The 21,146-nt window shown below is 66.3% G+C and carries 21 protein-coding genes and 1 riboswitch; of the genes, 15 read left to right on the forward strand and 6 right to left on the reverse strand.

The window, feature by feature from the left end:
- Window positions 1-123: 123 nt before the first annotated feature.
- From ACX80G_RS11970 to ACX80G_RS11985, 4 genes are all read left to right on the forward strand, one after another.
- Window positions 124-1,350, forward strand: a complete 1,227-nt coding sequence (locus ACX80G_RS11970) for an allantoate amidohydrolase (protein ID WP_459307865.1) — start codon at window positions 124-126, stop codon at window positions 1,348-1,350.
- Window positions 1,347-2,726: a formimidoylglutamate deiminase gene (locus tag ACX80G_RS11975; protein ID WP_459307866.1), complete on the forward strand. Its 1,380-nt coding sequence runs from the start codon at window positions 1,347-1,349 to the stop codon at window positions 2,724-2,726. The genes ACX80G_RS11970 and ACX80G_RS11975 overlap by 4 nt, the downstream gene beginning before the upstream one ends.
- Complete coding sequence (gene hutI, locus ACX80G_RS11980) at window positions 2,723-3,946, forward strand: imidazolonepropionase (protein ID WP_459307867.1); 1,224 nt, start codon at window positions 2,723-2,725, stop codon at window positions 3,944-3,946. Before ACX80G_RS11975 ends, hutI begins: the two co-directional genes overlap by 4 nt.
- Before the next feature lie 75 nt (window positions 3,947-4,021).
- Complete coding sequence (locus ACX80G_RS11985) at window positions 4,022-4,390, forward strand: glyoxalase superfamily protein (protein WP_459307868.1); 369 nt, start codon at window positions 4,022-4,024, stop codon at window positions 4,388-4,390.
- 22 nt (window positions 4,391-4,412) lie between these two features.
- Here the strand turns inward: ACX80G_RS11985 and ACX80G_RS11990 are convergent, their stop codons facing one another.
- The 3 genes from ACX80G_RS11990 to ACX80G_RS12000 form a co-directional block, all read right to left on the reverse strand.
- Window positions 4,413-5,327, reverse strand: a complete 915-nt coding sequence (locus tag ACX80G_RS11990; protein WP_459307869.1) for a carbohydrate ABC transporter permease — start codon at window positions 5,325-5,327, stop codon at window positions 4,413-4,415.
- 2 nt (window positions 5,328-5,329) lie between these two features.
- Window positions 5,330-6,271, reverse strand: coding sequence for a carbohydrate ABC transporter permease (locus ACX80G_RS11995; RefSeq protein WP_459307870.1), 942 nt, complete (start codon window positions 6,269-6,271; stop codon window positions 5,330-5,332).
- Between the two features lie 85 nt (window positions 6,272-6,356).
- Window positions 6,357-7,604, reverse strand: a complete 1,248-nt coding sequence (locus ACX80G_RS12000) for an extracellular solute-binding protein (RefSeq protein WP_459307871.1) — start codon at window positions 7,602-7,604, stop codon at window positions 6,357-6,359.
- Window positions 7,605-7,902: 298 nt separating this feature from the next.
- On the opposite strand from ACX80G_RS12000, the gene ACX80G_RS12005 reads away from it, so the two are divergent.
- The 6 genes from ACX80G_RS12005 to ACX80G_RS12030 are packed head-to-tail and all read left to right on the forward strand — an operon-like array spanning window position 7,903 to window position 13,309.
- Complete coding sequence (locus ACX80G_RS12005; protein WP_459307872.1) at window positions 7,903-8,832, forward strand: SIS domain-containing protein; 930 nt, start codon at window positions 7,903-7,905, stop codon at window positions 8,830-8,832.
- A gap of 7 nt (window positions 8,833-8,839) precedes the next feature.
- Window positions 8,840-9,802: an ROK family protein gene (locus tag ACX80G_RS12010; RefSeq protein ID WP_459307873.1), complete on the forward strand. Its 963-nt coding sequence runs from the start codon at window positions 8,840-8,842 to the stop codon at window positions 9,800-9,802.
- Complete coding sequence (locus ACX80G_RS12015; protein ID WP_459307874.1) at window positions 9,799-10,800, forward strand: 1-phosphofructokinase family hexose kinase; 1,002 nt, start codon at window positions 9,799-9,801, stop codon at window positions 10,798-10,800. Before ACX80G_RS12010 ends, ACX80G_RS12015 begins: the two co-directional genes overlap by 4 nt.
- On the forward strand, window positions 10,797-11,681 hold the full coding sequence (locus tag ACX80G_RS12020) for a class II fructose-bisphosphate aldolase (protein ID WP_459307875.1): 885 nt from the start codon (window positions 10,797-10,799) through the stop codon (window positions 11,679-11,681). The genes ACX80G_RS12015 and ACX80G_RS12020 overlap by 4 nt, the downstream gene beginning before the upstream one ends.
- A complete protein-coding gene (locus ACX80G_RS12025) occupies window positions 11,678-12,478 on the forward strand; it encodes a DeoR/GlpR family DNA-binding transcription regulator (protein WP_459307876.1) in 801 nt (266 codons plus the stop codon). The genes ACX80G_RS12020 and ACX80G_RS12025 overlap by 4 nt, the downstream gene beginning before the upstream one ends.
- Window positions 12,479-12,508: 30 nt before the next feature.
- On the forward strand, window positions 12,509-13,309 hold the full coding sequence (locus ACX80G_RS12030) for a CPBP family intramembrane glutamic endopeptidase (RefSeq protein WP_459307877.1): 801 nt from the start codon (window positions 12,509-12,511) through the stop codon (window positions 13,307-13,309).
- Between the two features lie 45 nt (window positions 13,310-13,354).
- Here ACX80G_RS12030 and ACX80G_RS12035 read toward each other — a convergent pair whose 3' ends face one another.
- Window positions 13,355-13,996, reverse strand: coding sequence for a VOC family protein (locus ACX80G_RS12035; RefSeq protein ID WP_459307878.1), 642 nt, complete (start codon window positions 13,994-13,996; stop codon window positions 13,355-13,357).
- A 118-nt stretch (window positions 13,997-14,114) separates the two neighbouring features.
- Window positions 14,115-14,249, forward strand: a riboswitch (SAM riboswitch).
- An 81-nt stretch (window positions 14,250-14,330) separates the two neighbouring features.
- Between ACX80G_RS12035 and metX the strand changes: the two genes are divergently transcribed.
- Window positions 14,331-15,434: a homoserine O-acetyltransferase MetX gene (gene metX / locus ACX80G_RS12040; RefSeq protein WP_459307916.1), complete on the forward strand. Its 1,104-nt coding sequence runs from the start codon at window positions 14,331-14,333 to the stop codon at window positions 15,432-15,434.
- 47 nt (window positions 15,435-15,481) lie between these two features.
- On the opposite strand, the gene ACX80G_RS12045 is transcribed toward metX, so the two are convergent.
- Entirely contained in the window at window positions 15,482-16,327 is an 846-nt protein-coding gene (locus tag ACX80G_RS12045) for an SGNH/GDSL hydrolase family protein (protein ID WP_459307879.1), read from the reverse strand.
- A 91-nt stretch (window positions 16,328-16,418) separates the two neighbouring features.
- Here ACX80G_RS12045 and ACX80G_RS12050 point away from each other — a divergent pair, with 91 nt between their 5' ends.
- Window positions 16,419-17,129, forward strand: a complete 711-nt coding sequence (locus ACX80G_RS12050) for an alpha/beta hydrolase (protein ID WP_459307880.1) — start codon at window positions 16,419-16,421, stop codon at window positions 17,127-17,129.
- Here ACX80G_RS12050 and ACX80G_RS12055 read toward each other — a convergent pair.
- Entirely contained in the window at window positions 17,116-17,361 is a 246-nt protein-coding gene (locus ACX80G_RS12055; RefSeq protein ID WP_459307881.1) for an RNA-binding S4 domain-containing protein, read from the reverse strand. The two genes, ACX80G_RS12050 and ACX80G_RS12055, sit on opposite strands and share 14 nt — an antisense overlap.
- Window positions 17,362-17,467: 106 nt before the next feature.
- Between ACX80G_RS12055 and ACX80G_RS12060 the strand changes: the two genes are divergently transcribed.
- The 3 genes from ACX80G_RS12060 (at window position 17,468) to ACX80G_RS12070 (ending at window position 20,955) form a co-directional block, all read left to right on the forward strand.
- Window positions 17,468-18,436 (forward strand): DMT family transporter, encoded by a 969-nt coding sequence (locus tag ACX80G_RS12060; RefSeq protein WP_459307882.1) that lies wholly within the window; start codon window positions 17,468-17,470, stop codon window positions 18,434-18,436.
- Window positions 18,437-18,643: 207 nt separating this feature from the next.
- Window positions 18,644-20,032 (forward strand): glycine--tRNA ligase, encoded by a 1,389-nt coding sequence (locus ACX80G_RS12065; protein ID WP_459307883.1) that lies wholly within the window; start codon window positions 18,644-18,646, stop codon window positions 20,030-20,032.
- Window positions 20,032-20,955, forward strand: a complete 924-nt coding sequence (locus tag ACX80G_RS12070) for a GNAT family N-acetyltransferase (RefSeq protein WP_459307884.1) — start codon at window positions 20,032-20,034, stop codon at window positions 20,953-20,955. Before ACX80G_RS12065 ends, ACX80G_RS12070 begins: the two co-directional genes overlap by 1 nt.
- The last annotated feature ends 191 nt before the right edge of the window (window positions 20,956-21,146 follow it).

Raw genomic sequence — 21,146 nt, forward strand, 5'->3', positions numbered from 1 at the left:
AAAGATTTCCCCTGGCTCGTTCCTCGCTAGTGGAAATCCAACTCGCCTACACACGTGGCCGCTGCAGCGGCCAGTTCGCCCCAGTTTCGGTGGCTGCTCAGGGTTATTGGAAAGGCATTTTTGATGAATACCGTAAGCGACATGCTCGAGTCGATTTCCGACGTCGGCCAGGACTCTGTTCGGGGTGGGTATTCCCGGCCGGTGTTCTCCGGGGCCGAGCTGGAGCTGCGCGAATGGTTCACGGCGGAGGCCACGAAGCGCGGTCTTGAGGTCAGCACCGACCGGAATGGGATCATGTGGGGCTGGTGGGATGCCGGGGGAGGGGACCGGACCGGTTCCCTCGTCACCGGCAGCCACCTCGACTCGGTGCCCGGGGGTGGTGCGTTCGACGGCCCGCTCGGCGTCGCCGCCGCGCTTGCCGCCGTCGACGTCCTCAAAGAGCGCGGGGTAGAACCTCGGCGCGGGCTCGCCGTCACCGTGTTCCCCGAGGAGGAGGGTTCACGGTTTGGGGTGGCCTGCCTCGGCTCGCGGCTCCTCACCGGGGCAATTGACGCCAACCGGGTGCGGAATCTCAAGGATCTCGACGGCAATACCTTCGCCGACGTCAGCCGGGCCAATGGGCTGGACCCGGAACGTCTCGGCCGGGATGAGGACACGCTGCGGACCATCGGAGATTTCGTCGAACTGCACGTGGAACAGGGCAGGGCACTGGTCGACCTTGACACGCCCATCGGCGTCGGCTCCTCCATCCTCGGCCACGGACGGTGGCGGCTCAGCGTGCAGGGCCAAGCCAACCACGCGGGCACCACTTTGATGGCAGACCGCGCCGACCCGATGGTCGTCGCCGCGCAGATCATCCTGGCCATCCGCCGCACTGCCGCCGGCCAGGACGACGCCCGGGCCACCGTGGGCCGGTTGCAGCCGGTCCCGGGCGGCACCAACGTGATCGCCTCCCGCGTTGACCTGTGGCTCGATGTCCGTCACCCCGACGACGCCGTCACCGCGGCCCTCGTCGAGTCCATTCATGGCCAGGCGCAGAAAGCGGCAGCCTTTGAGGGCTGCTCCGTCGCCCTGACCGAGGAATCGTTCAGCACTACAGTCCACTTCGACGCGGCCCTGCAACGCCAACTCCAGAACTCCCTCAACCGATCCACGGGCGGCGCCCCGGCGCCCGCCCTGCCCACCGGCGCCGGTCACGACGCCGGAATCCTGGCCGCCTACGTACCCTCGGGCATGGTCTACATCCGCAACCCGACGGGCATCAGCCACTCACCCGAGGAATTCGTGGAACGCCCCGACGCCGACCTCGCCGCCACAGCGCTCGCCGACGTCCTCGAAGACCTGCTGTGATCTCCTTCTGGTGCGAGCAAGCCTGGGTTGGTGGTCACGGAATCCAGCACCGCGTGCGGATCGACGCCGACGACGACGGCACCATCACCGGTGTGACCACCGGGAGCGATGCTGGGCCGGACGATTCCCTTGAACTCAGCGGCGTCGTCTTCCCTGCCGCCGCAAATGCCCACTCGCATGCCTTCCATCGGGTGCTCAGGGGGCGCACCCACGACGACGGCGGTGACTTCTGGGTCTGGCGCGAGAAAATGTACAAAGCGGCGGGAGCGCTGACGCCGACTGGGTACGAGCACCTCGCCACGGCAGTGTTCGCGGAAATGGTCGTCACCGGCTGGAGTAGTGTCGCCGAGTTCCACTACGTCCACCACCAGCCGGGCGGTGCACCCTACGGGCCCGGAAGCGGTGGCAATAGCAGCGGTGGCACTAACGGCGGTGGCCCGCACGCCATGGAGCTCGCTCTGTGCCGCGCGGCGGTCGCCGCGGGGATCCGCCTGACCCTGCTCGACACGTGTTACCTTGCCGGCGGCATTGACGCGCCGCTCAACCCCGACCAGGAACGGTTCGGCGACGCCGACGCCGGTGCCTGGCTGGAACGGTTCGCCGACCTGCGGCGGGTCGTCGCCGAACAGTTCGACCCGGCGTTTATCACCGTCGGCGCCGCCCTGCACTCCGTGCGTGCGGTCCCGGAAGACGCCCTCCGCACCCTCGCGGCCGGCCTCCCCACCGACGTCCCGTTGCACATCCACCTCTCGGAGCAGCCCACCGAAAACGCCGACTGTCTGTCGCAGTACGGCACCACCCCCACTGGCCTGTTACACCGGCGCGGGTTGCTCTCCGACCGGCTGAGCGTGGTCCACGCCACCCACCTCACCCCCGACGATATTGCCCGGTTGGGTGAGGCCGGAACCACTGCCGTGTTCTGCCCGACCACCGAGGCGGACCTTGCCGACGGCATCGGACCCGCCCGCGCCCTCCGGGACGCTGGCGCCCGGATCGCGCTCGGTACCGACCAGCACGCGGTGATCGACCCGTGGCTGGAAATGCGGTCCCTCGAACACGGGGAACGGCTGGCCTCCGGGCAGCGCGGCCGATTCACCCCCGCCGACCTGCTCGACGCCGCGACCAGCGGCGCCGCCCGCTCCATGGCCACCCCGGTGGCCGCCATCACTGTGGGAAGCCCCTGCGATCTGGTCAGCCTGAACCAGCGATCGCTGCGGACCGCGGGATCCGCCCCCGGCCAGCTCCCCCTCACCGCCACCGCCGCTGACGTCACCGCCGTCGTCATCGCCGGGCGCCTGATCGCGCGCAACGGACACCATCTCACCCTCGGCGACCCGGCCGTCCTGCTGACCGCCGCGCTGGAGGGACAGTCATGAGCACCGTGATCACCAATATCGGGGAACTGATGACCCAGGACCGGGACCACACCGTGCTGAGGAACGCGGCGGTGGTTTTCGAGGGGGAGCGGATCGCCTGGATCGGCGCCGCCCCGGAGGCACCCGCCGCCGACACCCTGGTCGACGCCGAGGGTCGGGCGGGACTCCCCGGCTGGGTCGACAGCCACACCCACCTGGTCTTCGCCGGGGACCGCACCGCCGAATTCGAGGCGCGCATGGCGGGCCAGGATTACGCCGCCGGCGGGATCGCCGTCACCACCGATGCCACCCGCGCCGCCTCGGATGAAGACCTCACCCGGCTGCTCCTGGGCCGCGTCGCCGAAGCAAACGCCGGCGGCACCACCTATCTGGAGACCAAAACCGGGTACGGGCTCGACGTCGAACACGAGGGGCGCAGCGCCCGCATCGCCGCGTGCGCCGTCGACGAGGTGACGTATCTCGGCGCGCACCTCATCCCGGCCGGCATCGCCCCCGATGACTACGTACGCCTGGTCTGCGGCCCCATGCTCGACGCCGTCCGACCCTCCGTGAGCTGGGCCGACGTGTTCTGCGAACGCGGTGCTTTCACCCCCGAGCAGTCACGGCAGATCCTTCGCGCCTGCCAGGCCGCCGGGCTCGGGCTTCGCGTCCATGGCAACCAACTGGGCCCCGGTCAGGGGGTGCAGCTCGCCGTCGAGTTCGGCGCGGCCAGCGTTGACCACGTGAACTACCTGGAGGCGTCGGACATTGACGCCCTCGCCGGCACCTGGTCCGGGTGGGACGGCGGCGCTGGCCGCCGCGGGACGGTGGCGACCTGCCTGCCAGCCTGCGACCTGTCCACCCGCCAGCCGCTGGCCCCCGGCCGGGCACTGCTCGACGCCGGCGTCGAAATCGCGTTGGCGTCCAACTGCAACCCCGGCACCTCCTACACCACGTCGATGGCCTACTGCGTGACCACCGCCGTGCTGCAGATGCGCCTCAGCGTCCATGAAGCGATCCGCGCGGCAACCTTCGGCGGCGCTCTGGCACTGCATCGTGAGACGGGGGCCGACGACGACGGCGCCCGCGCGGTCGGGTCCCTCGCCGTCGGGCATCGGGCCGATCTGCAGCTGCTGAACGCGCCGTCCGCCACCCACCTGGCCTACCGGCCAGGGGTGCCACTGACCCACGCCGTCTGGAAGCAGGGCGTCCGCATCCCGAAGAACCCGGACAGAAGCTGACCTCATTGGGTTCTAGGCTGTGATCAGAATCCGCCGCCGGGCGGGTCGCCAGATCAAGCGAGAGGACCGGAAACGATGGACTGGAAAATTGAGGTTGTTCCCATCCCCGTCACGGATGTGGACCGGGCCAAGGCGTTCTATGTGGACCAGATCGGCTTCACCGCCGATCACGACATCCAGGCGGATGAAAAGGTCCGCTTCGTTCAGCTCACCCCGCCGGGTTCGGCCTGCTCGATCGTGCTGGGAACGGGCCTGACCGAGATGACACCCGGTTCGCAGAAGGGGGTGATGATCGTGGTCCCCAATGCGGATGAGGCGCTCAAACATTTGCTGGACCGTGGCGTGGAGGCGACGGGCGTCGACGAAATGGAATGGGGCCGGTTCGTGTACTTTGCCGACCCCGACGGCAACGAATGGTCGCTGCAGGAACTATCGACGACCTAGGCCTGGGCTCACTCGGGAGACGCTACTTCACGGCTCCCGCGGTGAGGCCACCGATCAGGCGCTTCTCGATCAGGGCGAACAGGATGATCACCGGGATGATCGCGACAATCGAGACTCCGAACACGTACTGCCACGAGGTTGCGTACTGACCGATGAACTTGGTCAGCGCCACCGATAGCGGCTGGTTCTCCGCCGTCGACATGATCACCAGGGAAGCCGCGAACTCGTTCCACGACGACACGAACGTGAAGATGACGGCCGTGACAATACCGGGCCACACCAGCGGCAGGTTCACCCGGAACATCACCGTGAGCTTGCCGGCGCCGTCGAGCTGGGCGGCTTCGTCAATCTCCTTCGGGATCGCGGCGAAGAAGCTGTGCATGATCCAGAGGGCGAAGGACAGGTTGAAGGCGGCGTTGATCAGGATCATGGCCAGCCAGGTGTCGTTGATGCCCAGCAGCAGCATCTCCCTGAACAGGCCGGCGGTCAGGACGGCGGGTTGCAGCATCTGCGTGACGATGACCAGGAACAGGAACACAGTCTTTCCGGGGAACCGGAACCGGGCGGTGTAGTACGCGGCCGGCGTCGCCACGAGGAGCACCAGGAGGGTAGCGAACACCGCGATGATGATCGTCGAAATCAGGTTGTAGGGCAGCGGCGTCTCGGGGGTGGCCCACATGGTCGCATAGTTGCTCCACTGAAGGCCCTCGGTGGGGAAGTACGCTGGCGGCACGGAGAGAATTTCGGACCGGGTCTTGAGCGACCCCACGAGCATGATCAAATACGGGAGCAGAAATACCAGGGCGACGACGGCGCCAATAGCCATCCGCAGACCCATCCGGCGGCCTGACACCTGATCCGCACCGTAGCGTTTTTGGCGGGCTGCCACCGGGGGAAGCGGCGACCGGGCCGATTCGTTGAGGGTGCTCGCGGACATGCCTAGATCTCCTTCATCGGTTTGACGATTTTCACGTACGCCGCGACGATCACAATGACGATGGCGAAGTTGACCACGCTGAGGGCACTGGCAAGGTCCACCCGCCGGTCAAACTGCAGCACCTTGAAGATGTAGGTCATGAGGGTATCGGCTTGGTAGCCGGGGATCGATCCGGTGATGATCCGCAGGATGGGGAGGTTGTTGAACACGTTGATGATATTGATCAGCACCGCGACGGCAAGGGCACCCCGAAGCTGGGGGAGCACAATGCTGAAATACGTGCGAAAGGGTCCAGCGCCGTCCATTTTGGCGGCTTCGAGCGCATCCTCGGGGACCGACTGCAACCCGGCCAGCAGGGTGTAGGCGGTGAACGGGATGGACACGAAGACCGCGACGATGATGGCCACCCCGAGGGCCGGAAGCACGTTCTTGGTGAAGCCGTACGGTGAGTCGAGTATGCCGAGATCAACGAGGAACGTGTTCATGATCCCGTAGTTGCTGTCGAGACCGTAGTAGAACACCGTGGTGGTCATGACCACGCTCGCAGCCCAGGGGACCACCACTGCCATCCTGACCAGGGTGCGGCCGGGAAATGGTTTGTTGAGGAACTGGGCCAACGCGAGCGAAATGAGCACCGTCAACGACACGACGACAACCACCCACACCACCGTGTTCAGGAGCACCCGCGGGAGGTTCGGGTCGGAAAATATCTCCGCGAAGTTCACGAACCCGGCGGAGCCCTGGTCGATCCCGCTCTGGCTGATGTCACGGGTGGAGTTGAAGATCATGAATCCGGCGGGGAAGATCACGATCGCAAAGATCAGGAGGAGGACCGGACCAATCCAGGGGAGGGCGGCGGGAAAACCGTCTGAGTTTTGCCTGCGGCGCTTTCGTCCGTTGGACGTGGACGTGGGCGGGCCGGCCAGCACGGGCTGTGCGCTCATCGTAAATAGCTCATTCTCTACCGCCATTGGTTAGGGGCCGGTACCGGCGTGGACCATGACGGACCGCGCCGGTACCGGCTGTAGGCTATTCGGCTGCTGCGTCAGCTTCAGCCTGGATCTGGTCGAGCACCTCTGCTGGTTCCATTCCCTGCCCAAGCTGGCCAAACAGGCTCTTGAACGCACCATCGGTGGCGTTCCAGGCCGGGTTGGAGGTGGGGTAGAACTGTGCACTTGGCAGCATCTCCAGGAATGGCGCCAGGGTCTCGTCGCCTGACATTTCCTCTGCACCGCTGATCGTGGTGGGCAGGAAGCCCTCGGTGCTGACCCATTCGACGTAGTTCTCCGGCGCGAAGAAGTGGTCCATGAAGGCGGTGACAGCCTCGGCTTTGTCGCCGTCGTTCTTGAACGACATCAGACGGTCGGCGACACCCAGGGTGGCGGGCTCGCCCGACGCCGTTGGGATGTTCGCCAGGCCGTAGTTCAGGTCAGGGTTTTCGGTTTCGATCTGCCCGACGGTCTGCGGCAGCCCGTACACCATGCCGATCTGGCCCTGGATGAAGACGTTAATCATGGGGGTGCGTTGGGTGGCGCCGGGGTCGGCCTGGGTCAGCCCGTCGTCGATCATGCGTTTCATGAACTCGGCTGCCTCGAGGTTCTCGGGGGTGTTCACGGTGATTTCCTCGGCGTCCCCGAACCCGCCGCCGTTGCCGGCCATCCAGATCAAGGCCTCGCCCTGGGCTTCTTCCGACCCGAGCGGCATGCCATAGCCGGGAGTGCCGGTTGCGGTGATGGCTTCGGCGGCGTCGTACAGCTCGTCCCAGGTGGTGGGGGGCCCGTCAACTCCGGCTTCCTCGAACAGGTCCTCGTTGTAGAAGAGTGCCCGCGCCGAGGCGAGCAGCGGCAGAGCATACTGGGTGCCGTCGACCTGTTCGTTGGCTGCGAAGGATTCCTGGAAGTCACTGAGCGTTTCGGGCGAAGCGATTTCCTCGGCCGAGTACAGCAATCCCTCGGTCGCGAAGGCAGAGAAGGCGCCGCCGTTGTAGATGTCGGGAGCTTCGCCAGCCTGGATCTGGGTGTTCAGCACCGACTCAAGATTTTCCCACGATTCGACCTGAAGATTGACGGTAATGCCCTCGTTGGCTGCCTCGAATTCCTCGATCACGCCTTCCCACAGGGCCTTGCTGCCGTCCGAATAGCTGGGGACCAGGAGGTCAAGGGTGGTGCCGCCCTCGGCATCTCCGCCGGATTCTCCGCCGCCAAAGCCGCAGGAGGTGAGCAAAAGGCCGGCCGCCGCAACACTTGCGACTACTCCGGTCCGAATGGATTTCTTCATGGTTTCCTCGTTTTCCCAAAGGTGGTGCAGCTGCTCCAGCTGACACAGGAATACTTGCAACAAGTTGACGGTATTGCGCCTCGAATGAGCAATACTGTTCATGCGTAGTGGAATGATACTTGCGTGATCCACGTCTCACGTCAAGCTGCCGCGCTGATCGATACCTGAGCGTTATAGCGCCCGACCTGCCGAAATCGCGTGGACAATGGTTAGATTGATGCTGATTGCTTTACCCCTGTAAACGTCATCCCTAATCAGTCGCGGATCAAGCTGCGGTTATACCGTGAAGGAGCGCTCGATGTCCCAGCCCATTCCCCAGGTACCTGGATCCTCAGTTTCTGCCGGGTTGTACATGGACAGCGAGCTGCAGTCACAGCCTGCTGTCTGGCGCCAGGCGATCGATCAGGCGAGCGCGGAGGACATCCTGCCCGCGGCTGGTGAGCGGGTTGCCGTCGTCGGCTGCGGCACCTCCTGGTTCATGGCGCAGAGCTACGCTGCCGCCCGCGAAAGCGCTGGCAAAGGTCTCACCGATGCGTTTGCCGCCTCTGAAGCATCGGTCGTCGCCAGCCGCGGCTACGACGCAGTGGTTGCCATCTCCCGCTCGGGCACCACCACCGAGGTACTCGACCTGATGATAACGCTCAAGGGCACCCTCCGGGTGATTGCTGTGATCGGCGACGTCGATTCGCCCGCCACCGGGTTGGCCGACGACGTCGTCGCCCTCCCCTACGCTGACGAGCAGTCTGTGGTGCAGACCCGTTTCGCCACCGCGGCCCTCGCCTACCTCCTGACTTCCGTGGGCGTCGACCTGGAGCAGGCGGTGACGGACGCCGAGGCCGTCCTGGCGGAAGAGGTCACCGCTGCACTGCTCGACGCCGAACAATTCACCTTCCTCGGCACCGGCTGGACCGTGGGACTAGCCCACGAGGCCGGTTTGAAAATGCGCGAGGGAGTGCAGGGGTGGACCGAGTCCTATCCCGCCATGGAATACCGGCACGGACCCATCTCGATCGCCGCCCCAGGCCGGGTGGTGTGGCTCTTCGGTGACGACGTCCCGGGACTGGCCGACGACGTCGCCCCCACCGGAGCAGACTATGTCCACACCGGGCGCCACCCGCTCGCAGATCTTGCCCAGATCCACAAGATCACTCTGGCGAGGGCCCGGGCACGCGGGCTGGACCCCGATCTGCCGCGCAACCTGACCCGCTCAGTCATTCTTGGCCCGTAACCCGACCATGACGTCACCGAGGGCGGAGGCAACGCCGGACCCCACTCCGGACCTTCCGCCGCGCCTGGTGCTCGCCATTGACGTGGGTGGCACCGACATGAAATCGGCGCTGGCGGACCCGACCGGAGCCCTGCTCGACGTCCGCCGCACACCAACTCCCGCCAGGACTGAAGTTCCGGGGGAGAGCATTGTGCGGCAATCCGCTGAGCTCCTCGCCCAGTATCGGGCGGCCTGGCCGGACCACGACATCGGGGCCATCGGACTGATTGCGCCGGGCCTCGTCGATGAGGTCAACGGCGTCGGGATCTACTCGGCGAACCTGGGGTGGCGTGACTTTCCCTTCGTCGATCGGCTGCAGCGTGCGGCCGGGTTGCCGGTCACGTACGGGCACGACGTCGGGGCCGCCGGCGACGCCGAGATGCGCTTCGGCGCGGCCCGCGGGTTTGCCGATGTGGTGGTGATGATCATCGGCACCGGCATTGCCGGCGCCGTGTTCACCGGCGGGGAGCGGGTGCTCGCCGGTGGGTACGCCGGTGAACTCGGGCACGCCCTCGTGCCGGGCGGCTTCGATTGCACCTGCGGCCTGCACGGGTGCCTGGAAACCGTCGGCTCCGCCGGGGCGATCGCCCGCCGCCACTCCGAACTCAGTGGCCGGACGGCCAACGGGGCGCGCAGCGTGTTTGCTGCCGCAGCGGCCGGGGAGACCATCGCCCGGCAGGTGATCGACGACGCCGTCGCCGCCCTCGCCTTCAACGTTGCGCAGCTGACGGCGATCCTCGGCACCGAAGCGGTGGTGATCGGTGGCGGCCTGGCCCAGGCCGGCGAGGCGCTGTTCGGCCCGCTACGGCTGCAGGTTGAGAAGAACCTTTCCTTCCACCGTCGACCGATACTCCTTGAAGCCCGGATGGGCCAGGATGCCGGGCTGATCGGTGCCTCCCTGCGGGCCCGCCGCCTGCTGGACGCGCGGTGAACGCGCCGGGGCTCCCCGAGTCGGAGCTGCGGGTCAGCGGACCGATCCTTACTGTGACAGCCAACCCCGCCGTCGACCTGACCTACGGCATCCCGCGGCTCATCCCCGGTACGTCCCACCGGGTCTCCGCTCCGCTGCTGCGGGCCGGTGGTAAGGGCGTCAACGTCGCGCGGGTCGTGCATCAGACGGGACGACCGGCGATCGCCGTCGCACCGGTCGGGGGTGCGGTGGGGGCCGAGTTCAGGGCCGAGTTGGCCGCCTCAGGCGTCCCGCATGCACTGACCGGGGTCGCCGCAGCCACCCGCCGCAGTATGGCCTTCGCCGACCGTGATGCCGGCCAGACAAGTATTTTCAACGAGACCGGACTGCCCCTCACCCCCGCGGAGTGGGAGGACCTGTTCCGTCTGGTGGACGCACACCTCGCGGGGGCCGGTGTACTGGTGGGCTCGGGAAGCCTTCCCAACGGTGCACCGCCCCACTTCTACGCTGACCTGGTGCGCCGCGCCAAGGCTCATGGCATCCCCAGCATCATCGACACTTCGGGCGAGGCGCTGCTCGCCGCAGCCGAGGCCGGCGCCGACGTGGTCAAGCCCAACCACCACGAACTCCTGGCCGCCACCGGCGCACCCACCGTCGACGGCGGCGCCCGGCTGTTGCTTGACCGTGGTGCCCGGATTGTGGTGGTCAGCTGCGGGGAGCACGGCATGTACCTCTACCGGCTGGAGGAACCACCCCTGAGGGCAACCCTGCCGCGATTCGACGGGAACCCGACAGGAGCCGGGGACGCAGCGGTAGCCGCGATCGCCGTCGCGCTGGCCGCCGGCATCACCAGCGCGGAAACCCTGCTTCGGCTGGCGACCGCCTGGTCGGCGGCTGCTGTCCTGATGCCAGCGGCCGGCGAACTCGACGCCAGTTACCGGACCCTCGAACCAGCAGTAACTCTCAGCCAGACTCGATTACCGACCACCGACCCACCACGGCAGGAGACCGGCTCATGACCCTTACCCCGACACGTGATCTGATGGCGGCGGCGGCGGCGGCAGGCACAGGCATCGGCGCCTTCAACGTCGTCCAGCTGGAAACCGCCGAGGCCCTGGTCGCCGGCGCCGAGACCGCCGGACTGCCGGTGATCCTCCAGATTTCCGAAAACTGCGTCAAATACCACCGAGGGCTGGAACCCCTCGCGCTTGCCACCCTCGCGATCGCCCGGTCGGCCCGGGTCCCGGTCGCCGTGCACCTTGACCACGCCGAGGACCCCGAGCTGGCCTTCGCCGCCATTGACCTGGGGTTCGGGTCGGTGATGTACGACGGTGCCGCCCTGGACTACGACAATAACCTCGCCGCCACTACCCGGGTGGCCGCCTACGCGCGCGAACGCGGCGTGTTTGTTGAAGCGGAGTTGGGCAAAGTCGGGGGAAAGGACGGCGCCCACGCGCCCGGCGTCAGGACCAACCCGGTGGAGGCGGCAGCGTTTGTGGCGGCCACAGGTGTCGACGCGCTCGCCGTCGCCGTCGGCTCCTCCCATGCCATGACGCAGCGCAGCGCCGAACTGGACCTGAATCTTATTGCCGCGCTCAAGTCGGCGCTGGACGTGCCGCTGGTGCTGCACGGATCCTCCGGGGTTTCCGATCACACGCTTGCCGCGGCGATCCGGTCCGGAATGACCAAGATCAACGTCTCAACCCACCTGAACAGCCTCTCCACGCGGGCCGTTCGCCTCTACCTCGAGCACAACCCCTCGGTCGTCGACCCACGGAAATACCTGGGTGCCGGGCGTGCTGCTATCGAATCGGAAACGGCCCGCCTGCTGACCCTGTTCGCCGCCGGGGGGCGGGCCGCGACGCCGGCCCCGATAATGGGGAACGGACCGGCGGGATGAAACGCGCAGAACGGCTGGGCGCCATCCTCGACCTCCTCTCCGAAGTCAGCCAGGTGGACGTCGAGGAGATTGTCACCAAGCTCAAGGTCTCACCGGCCACCGCACGGCGGGACCTCGACAGCCTTGCGGAGCAGCGGCTGCTCACCAGAACCCACGGTGGGGCCACCATTGAGACCGTCGCCTATGACCTGCCGGGACGCTACAACCGGGATGTGCACGCCGAGCAGAAGCGGGCGATTGCCCGGGCCGCCAGCGATTTGATTCCGAAGGGGGCGGTAATCGGGCTGTGCGGCGGAACCACCAGCACGGCTATTGCCTCGGCCCTGAGCAAGCGCAGCGACCTGATGGAACCTTCGAACAAGCCCACCCTCACAGTGGTGACCAACGCGATCAACATCGCTGCCCAGTTGGCTGTTCGACCGAACTTCAAGATCATGGTCACCGGTGGGATCGTCAACCCCCGCTCCTACGAACTGGTGGGATCATACGCTGATGCGGTGCTGCAGCGGGTGGCCCTGGACTTTGCCTTCGTGGGAGTCAACGGACTGGATCCGGTGGTAGGGCCCACGATCAGCGACGAAGGCGAGGCTGCGGTCAACGCGATGGTCGCGAGGCGGGCGTCCACCGCGTACGTGGTCGCCGATTCGTCGAAGATCGGCACCCGGCGCTTCGCCACCATGACCGGCTACACCTTCAGCAATCTGATCACCGATTCGGGGATTACCGCTGGGCAGTTGCAGGCCTTCGAGGAGCACGGTACAGCGGTGATCGTGGCGCCCGCGGTGGGGGCCGACTAGCCCCAAGGTACGCCCACTAGGATGGCTGGCATGCCCACCGAACTACCCAAAGCGTCAGCCACTCCCGCCGGCGACCGCTCCGCACCCGTTCAGCGCCGGCGGATCACCGCCGAGATCGCCATCGTCCTGGGACTGTCCCTCGGACAGTCCGCCGTGTACGCCGTGGTGAACCTGCTGGACAAACTGAGCCAGGCACCGCTCGCGGCGCAGACCACCCGGCTGAACCCGGTCCTCAATGACCGCCAGTATCTTGATTTGACCTACCAACTGCTGGGCATCTTCTTCGCCCTGATCCCGGTCTTTCTGGTTCTGTTCCTGCTCACTGAGCCCGGCAAATCGGCGTTCCGCACCCTGGGATTCACCTTCAGCAAACCAAAGGTCGACTTCGGATTGGGCTTCGGTCTTGCGACTGTGATCGGCGCCGGAACGCTGGGTGTGTATGCGGCGGGACGTGCGCTGGGAATCACGACGGCGATTGAACCCGCTGCGCTCGACGCCTACTGGTGGACGGTGCCCGTCCTGATCCTTTCAGCGGTGCGCTACGCGGTGCTTGAAGAAGTCATTGTAGTGGGCTACCTGTTCCACCGGCTGCAGCACCTCGGCTGGTCGACTCCGGTGATCATCGTCACGAGCGCCGTACTTCGAGGAAGCTATCACCTGTACCAGGGCTTCGGGCCGTTCATCGGTAACTTCATCATGGGTGTGGTGTTCGGCTACGCCTACACGAAGACCAAACGGGTGATGCCATTGGTGATAGCCCACGCTGTCCTCGATATTGCCGGGTTTGTGGGCTTCGCCCTCTTCGGCCCGGCGATTGGAATCGGCGCGTAGCACCATACCCCGCGGCACCCTCGACGGGCCGATAAAAACAGCTGGCTAGATTTCCACCAGGCCATTGTCCGTCTGGAAGGTTACCGACATGATGCCGGGGGTACCATTCGGCGCCACCCAGTGCACTGCAACGCCATCAAGAGGCTCGGTGGCGGGGGTGCCCAGCCACTCGGCGATCCGATCGGGGGAGCCTGCGATCGTCAGTGAATCGAGACGGGCCGACGCCGGTTTCGCCTGCGACGGATGAAGTGCCTCGGTACCGTCATCCCACCGCAGCATATAGGGGACCTGGGGGTCGGCGATGAGCCCCTTGATCCCAATCTGCTGCCAGGTCAGTTCTTGCCCATCAGGGAACTTGCGGTTACCTGGCACGGCGCTCCGCCCCAGCCGCTGCTCAAACGGGGCCAGATCGTCTACCGCGACGCACCAGCCCATCCATCCGCCACCGGCTTCGGAACGGGCTCGAACCGCCTGCCCGAAGGGAGCTTTGTCGGAGGCGGGGTGATTCAGCACTTCAACCACTTCCAGGTACTGGCCATTGAGCATCGGGAAGATCATGTTCCTGGTGCCGAAGCGGGGGTGCACACCGCCCTTTACGGGATCCACGCCGAGGGCATCAGAAATCCTCCCAGCAGTCGCTACGAGGCCGTCGGGTTCACAGGCATATGAGACATGGTCCAAGCGCATGGCCCTAGTTTGGCACTTTGTGATCTGTGTCTCGACTTAGGGTACCCTTACCTTATCTTCGGGCCACAGAGGTTCACATATTTGCGCCCGAAGGTTCTTTTCGGGTTATCTAGGAACAGGTCACGAGTGCCAGCACGGAGCGGAACGCCCGCTCCACCAAGCCCCGGCTTGCTGGACGGCAACCCTCCTTCGCGGCGGGGTGCCCCGGGTGACGACCGGGCGGCGGGCAAGGTGTCAGGCGCAAGCGCTAACTCCGAGGCGGGCAATACCAGTGGCAACTATTCACACGACGCAGCAGGACCCCGGCCCAGGGGCACTTCATGCCGTCCAGTCAATCCCTGGAGAGTGTCCCGACGGCGTCCTCCGCACTCTCAGCCTCGGGGCCTTCACCTGCGAAACCGGGGGACACCTCCCCAACCTGACGCTCGCCTACGAGACCTGGGGCGCCCTCAACGACGACGGATCCAACGCCGTCCTGATCCAGCACGCGCTAACCGGCAGCACTCACGTCGCCCGGGGCGATTCGACCGAGGACGGCTGGTGGGACCAGCTGGTCGGCCCCGGAAAAACCATCGACACCACCCGGTATTTTGCCGTGTCCATCAATATGCTCGGCGGGTGCTATGGGTCCACCGGTCCGGCCACCGCCGATCCCGACGGCATCCCCTGGGGCTCACGGTTCCCCTACCTCACGGTCAGGGACTCGGTCCGCGCTGAGGCGCTCCTCGCCGATGCCCTGGGTATCGGGCAGTGGCATTCGGTAGTCGGCGGATCACTCGGCGGGGCCAGGGCACTGGAGTGGGCCCTCCAGTACCCAGACCGGGTCCAGCGCTGCGCGGTGATTGCCTGCACCGCGGCCAGCTCGGCCGAGCAAATTGCCTTTGCCCAGGCGCAGCTTCGATCCATCCGGTTGGATCCCGGCTTCGCTGGCGGTGACTATTACCCGGGCCCCGGGCCGGTCGACGGACTGGGTCTGGCGCGACGCATCGCCCACATCACCTACCGGTCCGAACCCGAATTGGAGCACCGGTTCGGCCGGGCCGCCCAGGGCAGGGAGACGCCTTTCGGCTCGCCGGATCCTGCGGCCCGCGGTCGCTACCAGGTGGAAAGCTACCTGGATCACCAGGCCGACAAGCTCGCGGAACGGTTCGACGCCAACAGCTACGTCCTGCTCACCGAAGCCCTCATGGGTCACGACGCCAGCCGCGACCGGGGCACCCTGCAGGACGCCCTCGGCCAAGCCAGCGCCGAGTTCTTCATCGCCGCAGTGGATTCGGACCGGTTGTATTACCCCAGCCAGTCCCATGTCCTGGCGGCGGCGCTGCCGGGTGAGGTACCCGTGCATATGATCAGCTCACCGATCGGCCATGACGCTTTCCTGACCGAGATCCAGCAACTCGGCGGACGGCTGCGGGAGGCCTTCTATCCCGCGCCCTGACGCGAGGTCGCCATCGTCGTGGCCGGTGATCCAGGCAGGGTAGGAGCCTAGCCCCCGATGCCCGGCGGTATCCCCGGACCAAAAATGGGGGCAGCGTCGGGGCGTTTGGCCAGGATCCCGTCCCCGGAGGACTGGCGCCGCAACCGGCGCAGTACCCAGGGTACGAAATAAACCTTGGCCCACACCAGATCCTCCGTCCGGGCCGCGCGCCACCTCTTGGGGGGGAGCGGCTGCGGCTCAAGGGGCATCAGGGAGTGGGGCACGGCGAGGGTTTCCAGCACCATCATGGCGATGGTGTGGTGTCCCAGCGGCGAGAAGTGCAGCCGGTCGCCGTCCCACATCTGCGGGTTCACCAACTGGCGCAGGGCCCACATATCGGCGATCAGCGCGTCGTGGTGAGCGGCAATGATCCTGAGGTTCTCGTTATAAATGGCGGTCCTGGACCGGAAGTTGCCGAGCACGGACTCGCGGGCGTCCGGGCCGGCGAACAGCACCACGGTCGCGTGATCGGCACGCAATGCCCCGACGGCATCATCCAGGCGCGCCGCCAACAGGTCCGGGTCGCCGCCCGGGCGGATCAGGTCGTTGCCGCCAGCCGAGATGGTGATCAGATCCGGTTTCAACGCGAGCGCCGGCCCCACCTGCTGAGCCACAATTTCGTGCAGCAACCGGCCGCGGACGGCGAGGTTGGCGTAGGCGAAATCCTCATGGCCCCTGCTGAGTTCTTCGGCCACCCGGTCGGCCCACCCCCGGTTGCCGCCCACGCTCCCGGGATTCGGGTCCCCGATGCCCTCGGTAAAGGAGTCGCCCAACGCCACATACCGCGTCCAGGGGTGGGGAGTGGTGTTCTGCGCAGGATGGGACTCCGCGGGTGGGGATAGGTTCCGGCTCATCCCCCTATCCTGTAACAGACGGTCACCGAACGCGACCCCCGACCGCTACCCCCGCTGGGTGCCGCCGGCCGGTGCGTGCCAGAATACTCCAATGACCCTTTCGGAAACGCCCCACCCACCAGCCGCCGAGCAGCCCACCGCGACGGCCTGGGATCCAGTGGTCCTCTGGTCGCGCCCCGAAGCGGAACGGCAGGGCACAGCCCTGCTGGTGATGTTCCACGGGCACCTCGCCAACGAGGAGGACCTGATGGGCCTGGCGGACCATCTGCCATCCGATCTCACGGTGGCGTCGGTCAGGGCGCCGCACGTACAGGGGCCGGGGTTTACCTGGTTTCCCCTGTCGCACGACACCGGATATTCGGTGGACCTCGTGACCGACTCCGTCGCCCGGGTGGTGACCTGGCTGGACTCGGTCAAGGGCGCGCATACCAGCGTGTCGTTGCTGGGGTTCTCCATGGGAATGGCCGTTGCGACCAGCCTGCTGCGCCACCGCCCGCGGGACTTTACCGCCGTCGTCGGCCTCTCAGGGTTCGCGGTTCCCGCGGAGGGGAGCCCGTTCTTCAACGACGAGGACGCCGCTGCCCACCCGGTGCCGCTGTTCTGGGGCCGCGACCAGGAGGACCCGGTCATCACCGCCGACCGAATTGAGTTCACCCACCGCTGGGCGGTCGGCCACACCACCCTCACCAAGGTGCTCTACGCCGGGATCGGCCACAGCATCAGCATGCGGGAACTGGCGCACGTGAAGGAATTCATCGAGCTCACCGTGTTTGGGATCGAGCCGCAGCCTAGCCGCGGGTAATCCGCACCGACGCACCATTGACTGTGACCACATCGCCGGGATGGAGCTGGGCGCCGCGCCGCTCCTCGATCGCACCATTGACCTTCACGAGCCCGTTATCCACGAGTTCCTTGGCCTGGGCGCCGTCCTCGGCCAGGTGGGCCAACTTCAACAGTTGGCCCAGCCGGATCATGTCATCGGTGATCTGGACGGTGTCGCCTACGGTCGGGTCAACTTCGTGGGATTTGCTCATGGGACCATTCTGCCCGACTGGGACCATCCTGCCCGAACCGCTGGCTGACAGGACATCAAGCCCTGCCAGTACCAGGCCGTTGATCAAGCTGCCATAGGATCAATGGGTGTCACACCACCCCCGGCTTCCCCTGGTCCTCGGCCTGCTGCTCGCCGTCACAGCCGGAGTAGCCATCCCCCTGCAAGGCCGAATCAACGGCGCCCTGGGCACCCACCTCAACGACGGCGCCGGCGCCGCCCTGGTCAGTTTCACCACCGGGCTGGTGGTGATGGTGCTGATCACCTGCGTGTTGCCCGGGGGGCGGGCCGGTTTACGGCAGATCCTCCCCTCCGTGCGGGAACGACGCTTCCCACCCATCTATTTGGCAGCCGGAACCATCGGAGCCTTCTTCGTGTTCTCCCAGTCCCTGACCATCGGGGTGCTGGGCGTGGCACTTTTCACCGTGGCGGCAGTGATGGGGCAGACCCTCAGCGGGCTGCTGGCCGACCGTGCGGGAATCGGTCCGGCCGGCAAACGACCCCTGACCACGATGCGGCTAATCGGGACAGCGCTCGCCGTCGCCTCGGTGGTGTGGGCCGTGTCGCCACGGTTTGGTGCCACCGGCGACCTGCAGTCCTGGCTGATACCCGTCCTGCTCCCGGTGCTCGCCGGGTTCCTGATCAGCTTCCAGCAGGCCATGAACGGCACCGCGGCGGTCCACTACGGGACCCCCATCATCGCCACTTTGGTCAACTTCATTTCCGGAGCCTCGGTACTGCTGGTGGCGTGGCTGATCAAGACACTCATCGCCGGGCCGGGCGAGGCGCTGCCCACCGAGTGGTGGTACTACCTCGGCGGCCCCCTGGGGTGTGTCTTCATCGGGCTCGGCGCGGTGCTGGTGCGTAGCATGGGGGTACTGCTTACGGGACTGGGCATGATCGCCGGACAGTTGGTGGGTTCGCTGGTCCTCGACCTCGCGTTCCCCACCCCGGGCACGGTGGTGGAACTAGCCACAGTGGCAGGACCCATCCTCACCCTCGTCGCCATTGTGCTGACCACCCTGCCTTGGCCCAGACGTGCCCTGCGTTTCCGCTAGGACGACGGTCCCCGGCCCAGCGGCGACGGCTCCCGACGGGCCCCGCGCGACCGCGGCGGGGGCTCCTCGGTAGGCTAGGGTTGTACCTTCGATTCGAGCAGGCATCGGCCCATCACCGGACCCGTGCCCTGGCTCATTCCCTGAGCCAGTTCCTGCCGGACACCACCACGGACCGCACCCAGCGGCCTGTAGAAATGGAGAACCACAGTGGCCAAGAACCAGTCCGCACTCGACCCCATCATTTCCCTCGCGAAACGCCGGGGCTTTGTCTTTCAGGCGGGGGAAATCTACGGTGGCTCACGGTCGGCCTGGGACTATGGTCCCCTCGGCGCCGAGCTGAAGGAAAACATCAAGCGCCAGTGGTGGCAGTCAGTGGTGCGGGGGCGCGACGACGTCGTCGGCCTCGACTCCTCGGTGATCCTCCCGCGCAAGGTGTGGGAAGCCTCCGGTCACGTCGACGTGTTCAGCGACCCCCTGGTGGAATGCCTCAGCTGCCACAAGCGGTTCCGTGCCGACCACCTCGAGGAAGAATACGAGGAGAAGAAGGGCCGTCCCGCCGAGAATGGTCTGAAGGACATTGCCTGCGCCAATTGCGGTACCCGCGGCGAGTGGACCGAGCCGCAGGAATTCTCCGGCCTGCTCAAGACCTACCTGGGTCCTGTCGCCAGCGAGGAGGGCATGCACTACCTGCGGCCCGAAACCGCCCAGGGCATTTTCGTGAACTTCAACAACGTCCTCAACACTTCCCGGAAAAAGCCGCCATTCGGCATCGGCCAGATCGGCAAGAGCTTCCGCAACGAAATCACCCCGGGCAACTTCATTTTCCGGACCCGCGAGTTCGAGCAGATGGAGATGGAATTTTTCGTCGAGCCCGGCACCGACGACGAATGGCACGAGTACTGGATCAAGACCCGCCTCGACTGGTACACCGACCTCGGCATCAAGGCCGACAACCTGCGCCTGTTCGTGCACCCGCTGGAAAAGCTCAGCCACTATTCCAAGGGCACCACTGACATCGAATACCGGTTCGGGTTCCAGGGGTCGGAGTGGGGCGAGCTGGAAGGCATCGCCAACCGCACCGATTTCGACCTGTCGACCCACTCGAAGCATTCGGGCACCGACCTGAGCTACTTCAATCAGGGCACCAACGAGCGGTACACGCCGTACGTGATCGAACCCGCCGCCGGCCTGACCCGGTCCTTCATGGCCTTCCTGGTGGATTCCTATACCGAGGATGAGGCACCCAACGCCAAGGGCGGTGTCGACAAGCGCACCGTCCTGAAACTGGACCCGCGCCTGGCCCCGGTCAAGGCTGCCGTCCTGCCGCTGAGCCGCAACGAGGACCTGTCGCCGAAGGCCAAGGATCTCGCCGCCCAGCTGCGCCGGACCTGGAACATCGACTTCGACGACGCCGGTGCCATCGGCCGACGCTACCGTCGCCAGGATGAGATTGGCACCCCGTTCTGCATCACCGTTGATTTCGACACCCTCGACGACCAGGCGGTGACCATCCGCGAACGGGACACCATGGCCCAGGAGCGGGTATCACTGGACAAGGTTGAGGGCTACCTCGCCGCCAGGCTGATCGGCTCCTGATGGCGTTGCACTACCGTGAATGGCGCGACGGCGACGACCTGGAGCTCATCCAACTATGGGGTGGACCCGAAAACGCCCAGGTAGAGCAGGCCAGGGCATTGTTCCGTCCGTCCTCCAACCACCCGTGGCTGCGCTGCATCGTGGCCGAGGACATTGTCGGTACCGATGCGGGGGTTCCCGTCGCGGCGGCGTACGTCTTCGAGCCGAAGCTCCACAATCAGAGGCTGTGGGCCTACGTCGAGGTGGCAGCCGACCACCGGCGCTCGGGCGTCGGGTCAACCCTGTTGGGAATGCTTCGCAACGAGGCCAGCGGCTCGCCGTCGGGCGCTACGAACCTGCGGGCGAAGGTGATCCCGGGCAGTACCGGCGGGGACTTTGCTGCCGCGTCGGGGTTCGGACAGATTCAGCGGTCGCGCATCGTGAAGGTGGAGCCCGGTGCGCTGTCCCTGCCGGTCTTTGACGACGCCGGTGGTCCGCAGCTCGATGAGGCGGCGACCGGTTCGGTGGAACTGACCACCGCCGTCGTCGCCTGGTACAACTCGGTCCATGGCTGGGATCCGGCGGACATGACCCTCGGTCAGGCCCAGCAGTACCTGCTCGCCGACAGCACGGGGGCCGGGGGAGCGGTGGTGCTCAGGGACAAGCCCGGTGCCGAGGGCGGCACGATCGCCGCGTTCGCGATCAGCTACACCCAGGCCCGGACCGACGATCCGGCCGACGTGCTGGTGGGCTATAACCCCGAGCTGGCGCCGGCCGAGCAGGAAGCCGCTGTGGCGTCCCTGCTCGCGATGCTGGTGCACGAGTTTCCGGTGCTCCTGGAGGTGGACGATTCGATGACCGCACTGGTCAACGTCGTCGAGCCGCTGCTGGCCATGGGGTCGGCTACGGTGAGCGCCCCCGAGACCCAGGTCATCAGCGACTAGCTCGCCCCTGGTATCTCTCGAAGAACGGGGACGCTGCCTCAATATTGTGCAGTTATGGCGGGTGGCCCCAAAGAAGTGTGCAGGTCTGGCGGGTTGGCGCGATCCTCACCCGCCAGACCTGCACACTTGCTTCCGGCGGCGGGGCGCCTGGAGGAGATTACCCGCCATACCTGCGCATAAGTTCGCCGGCG

The sequence above is a fragment of the Arthrobacter glycogeni genome (genome assembly GCF_054510815.1).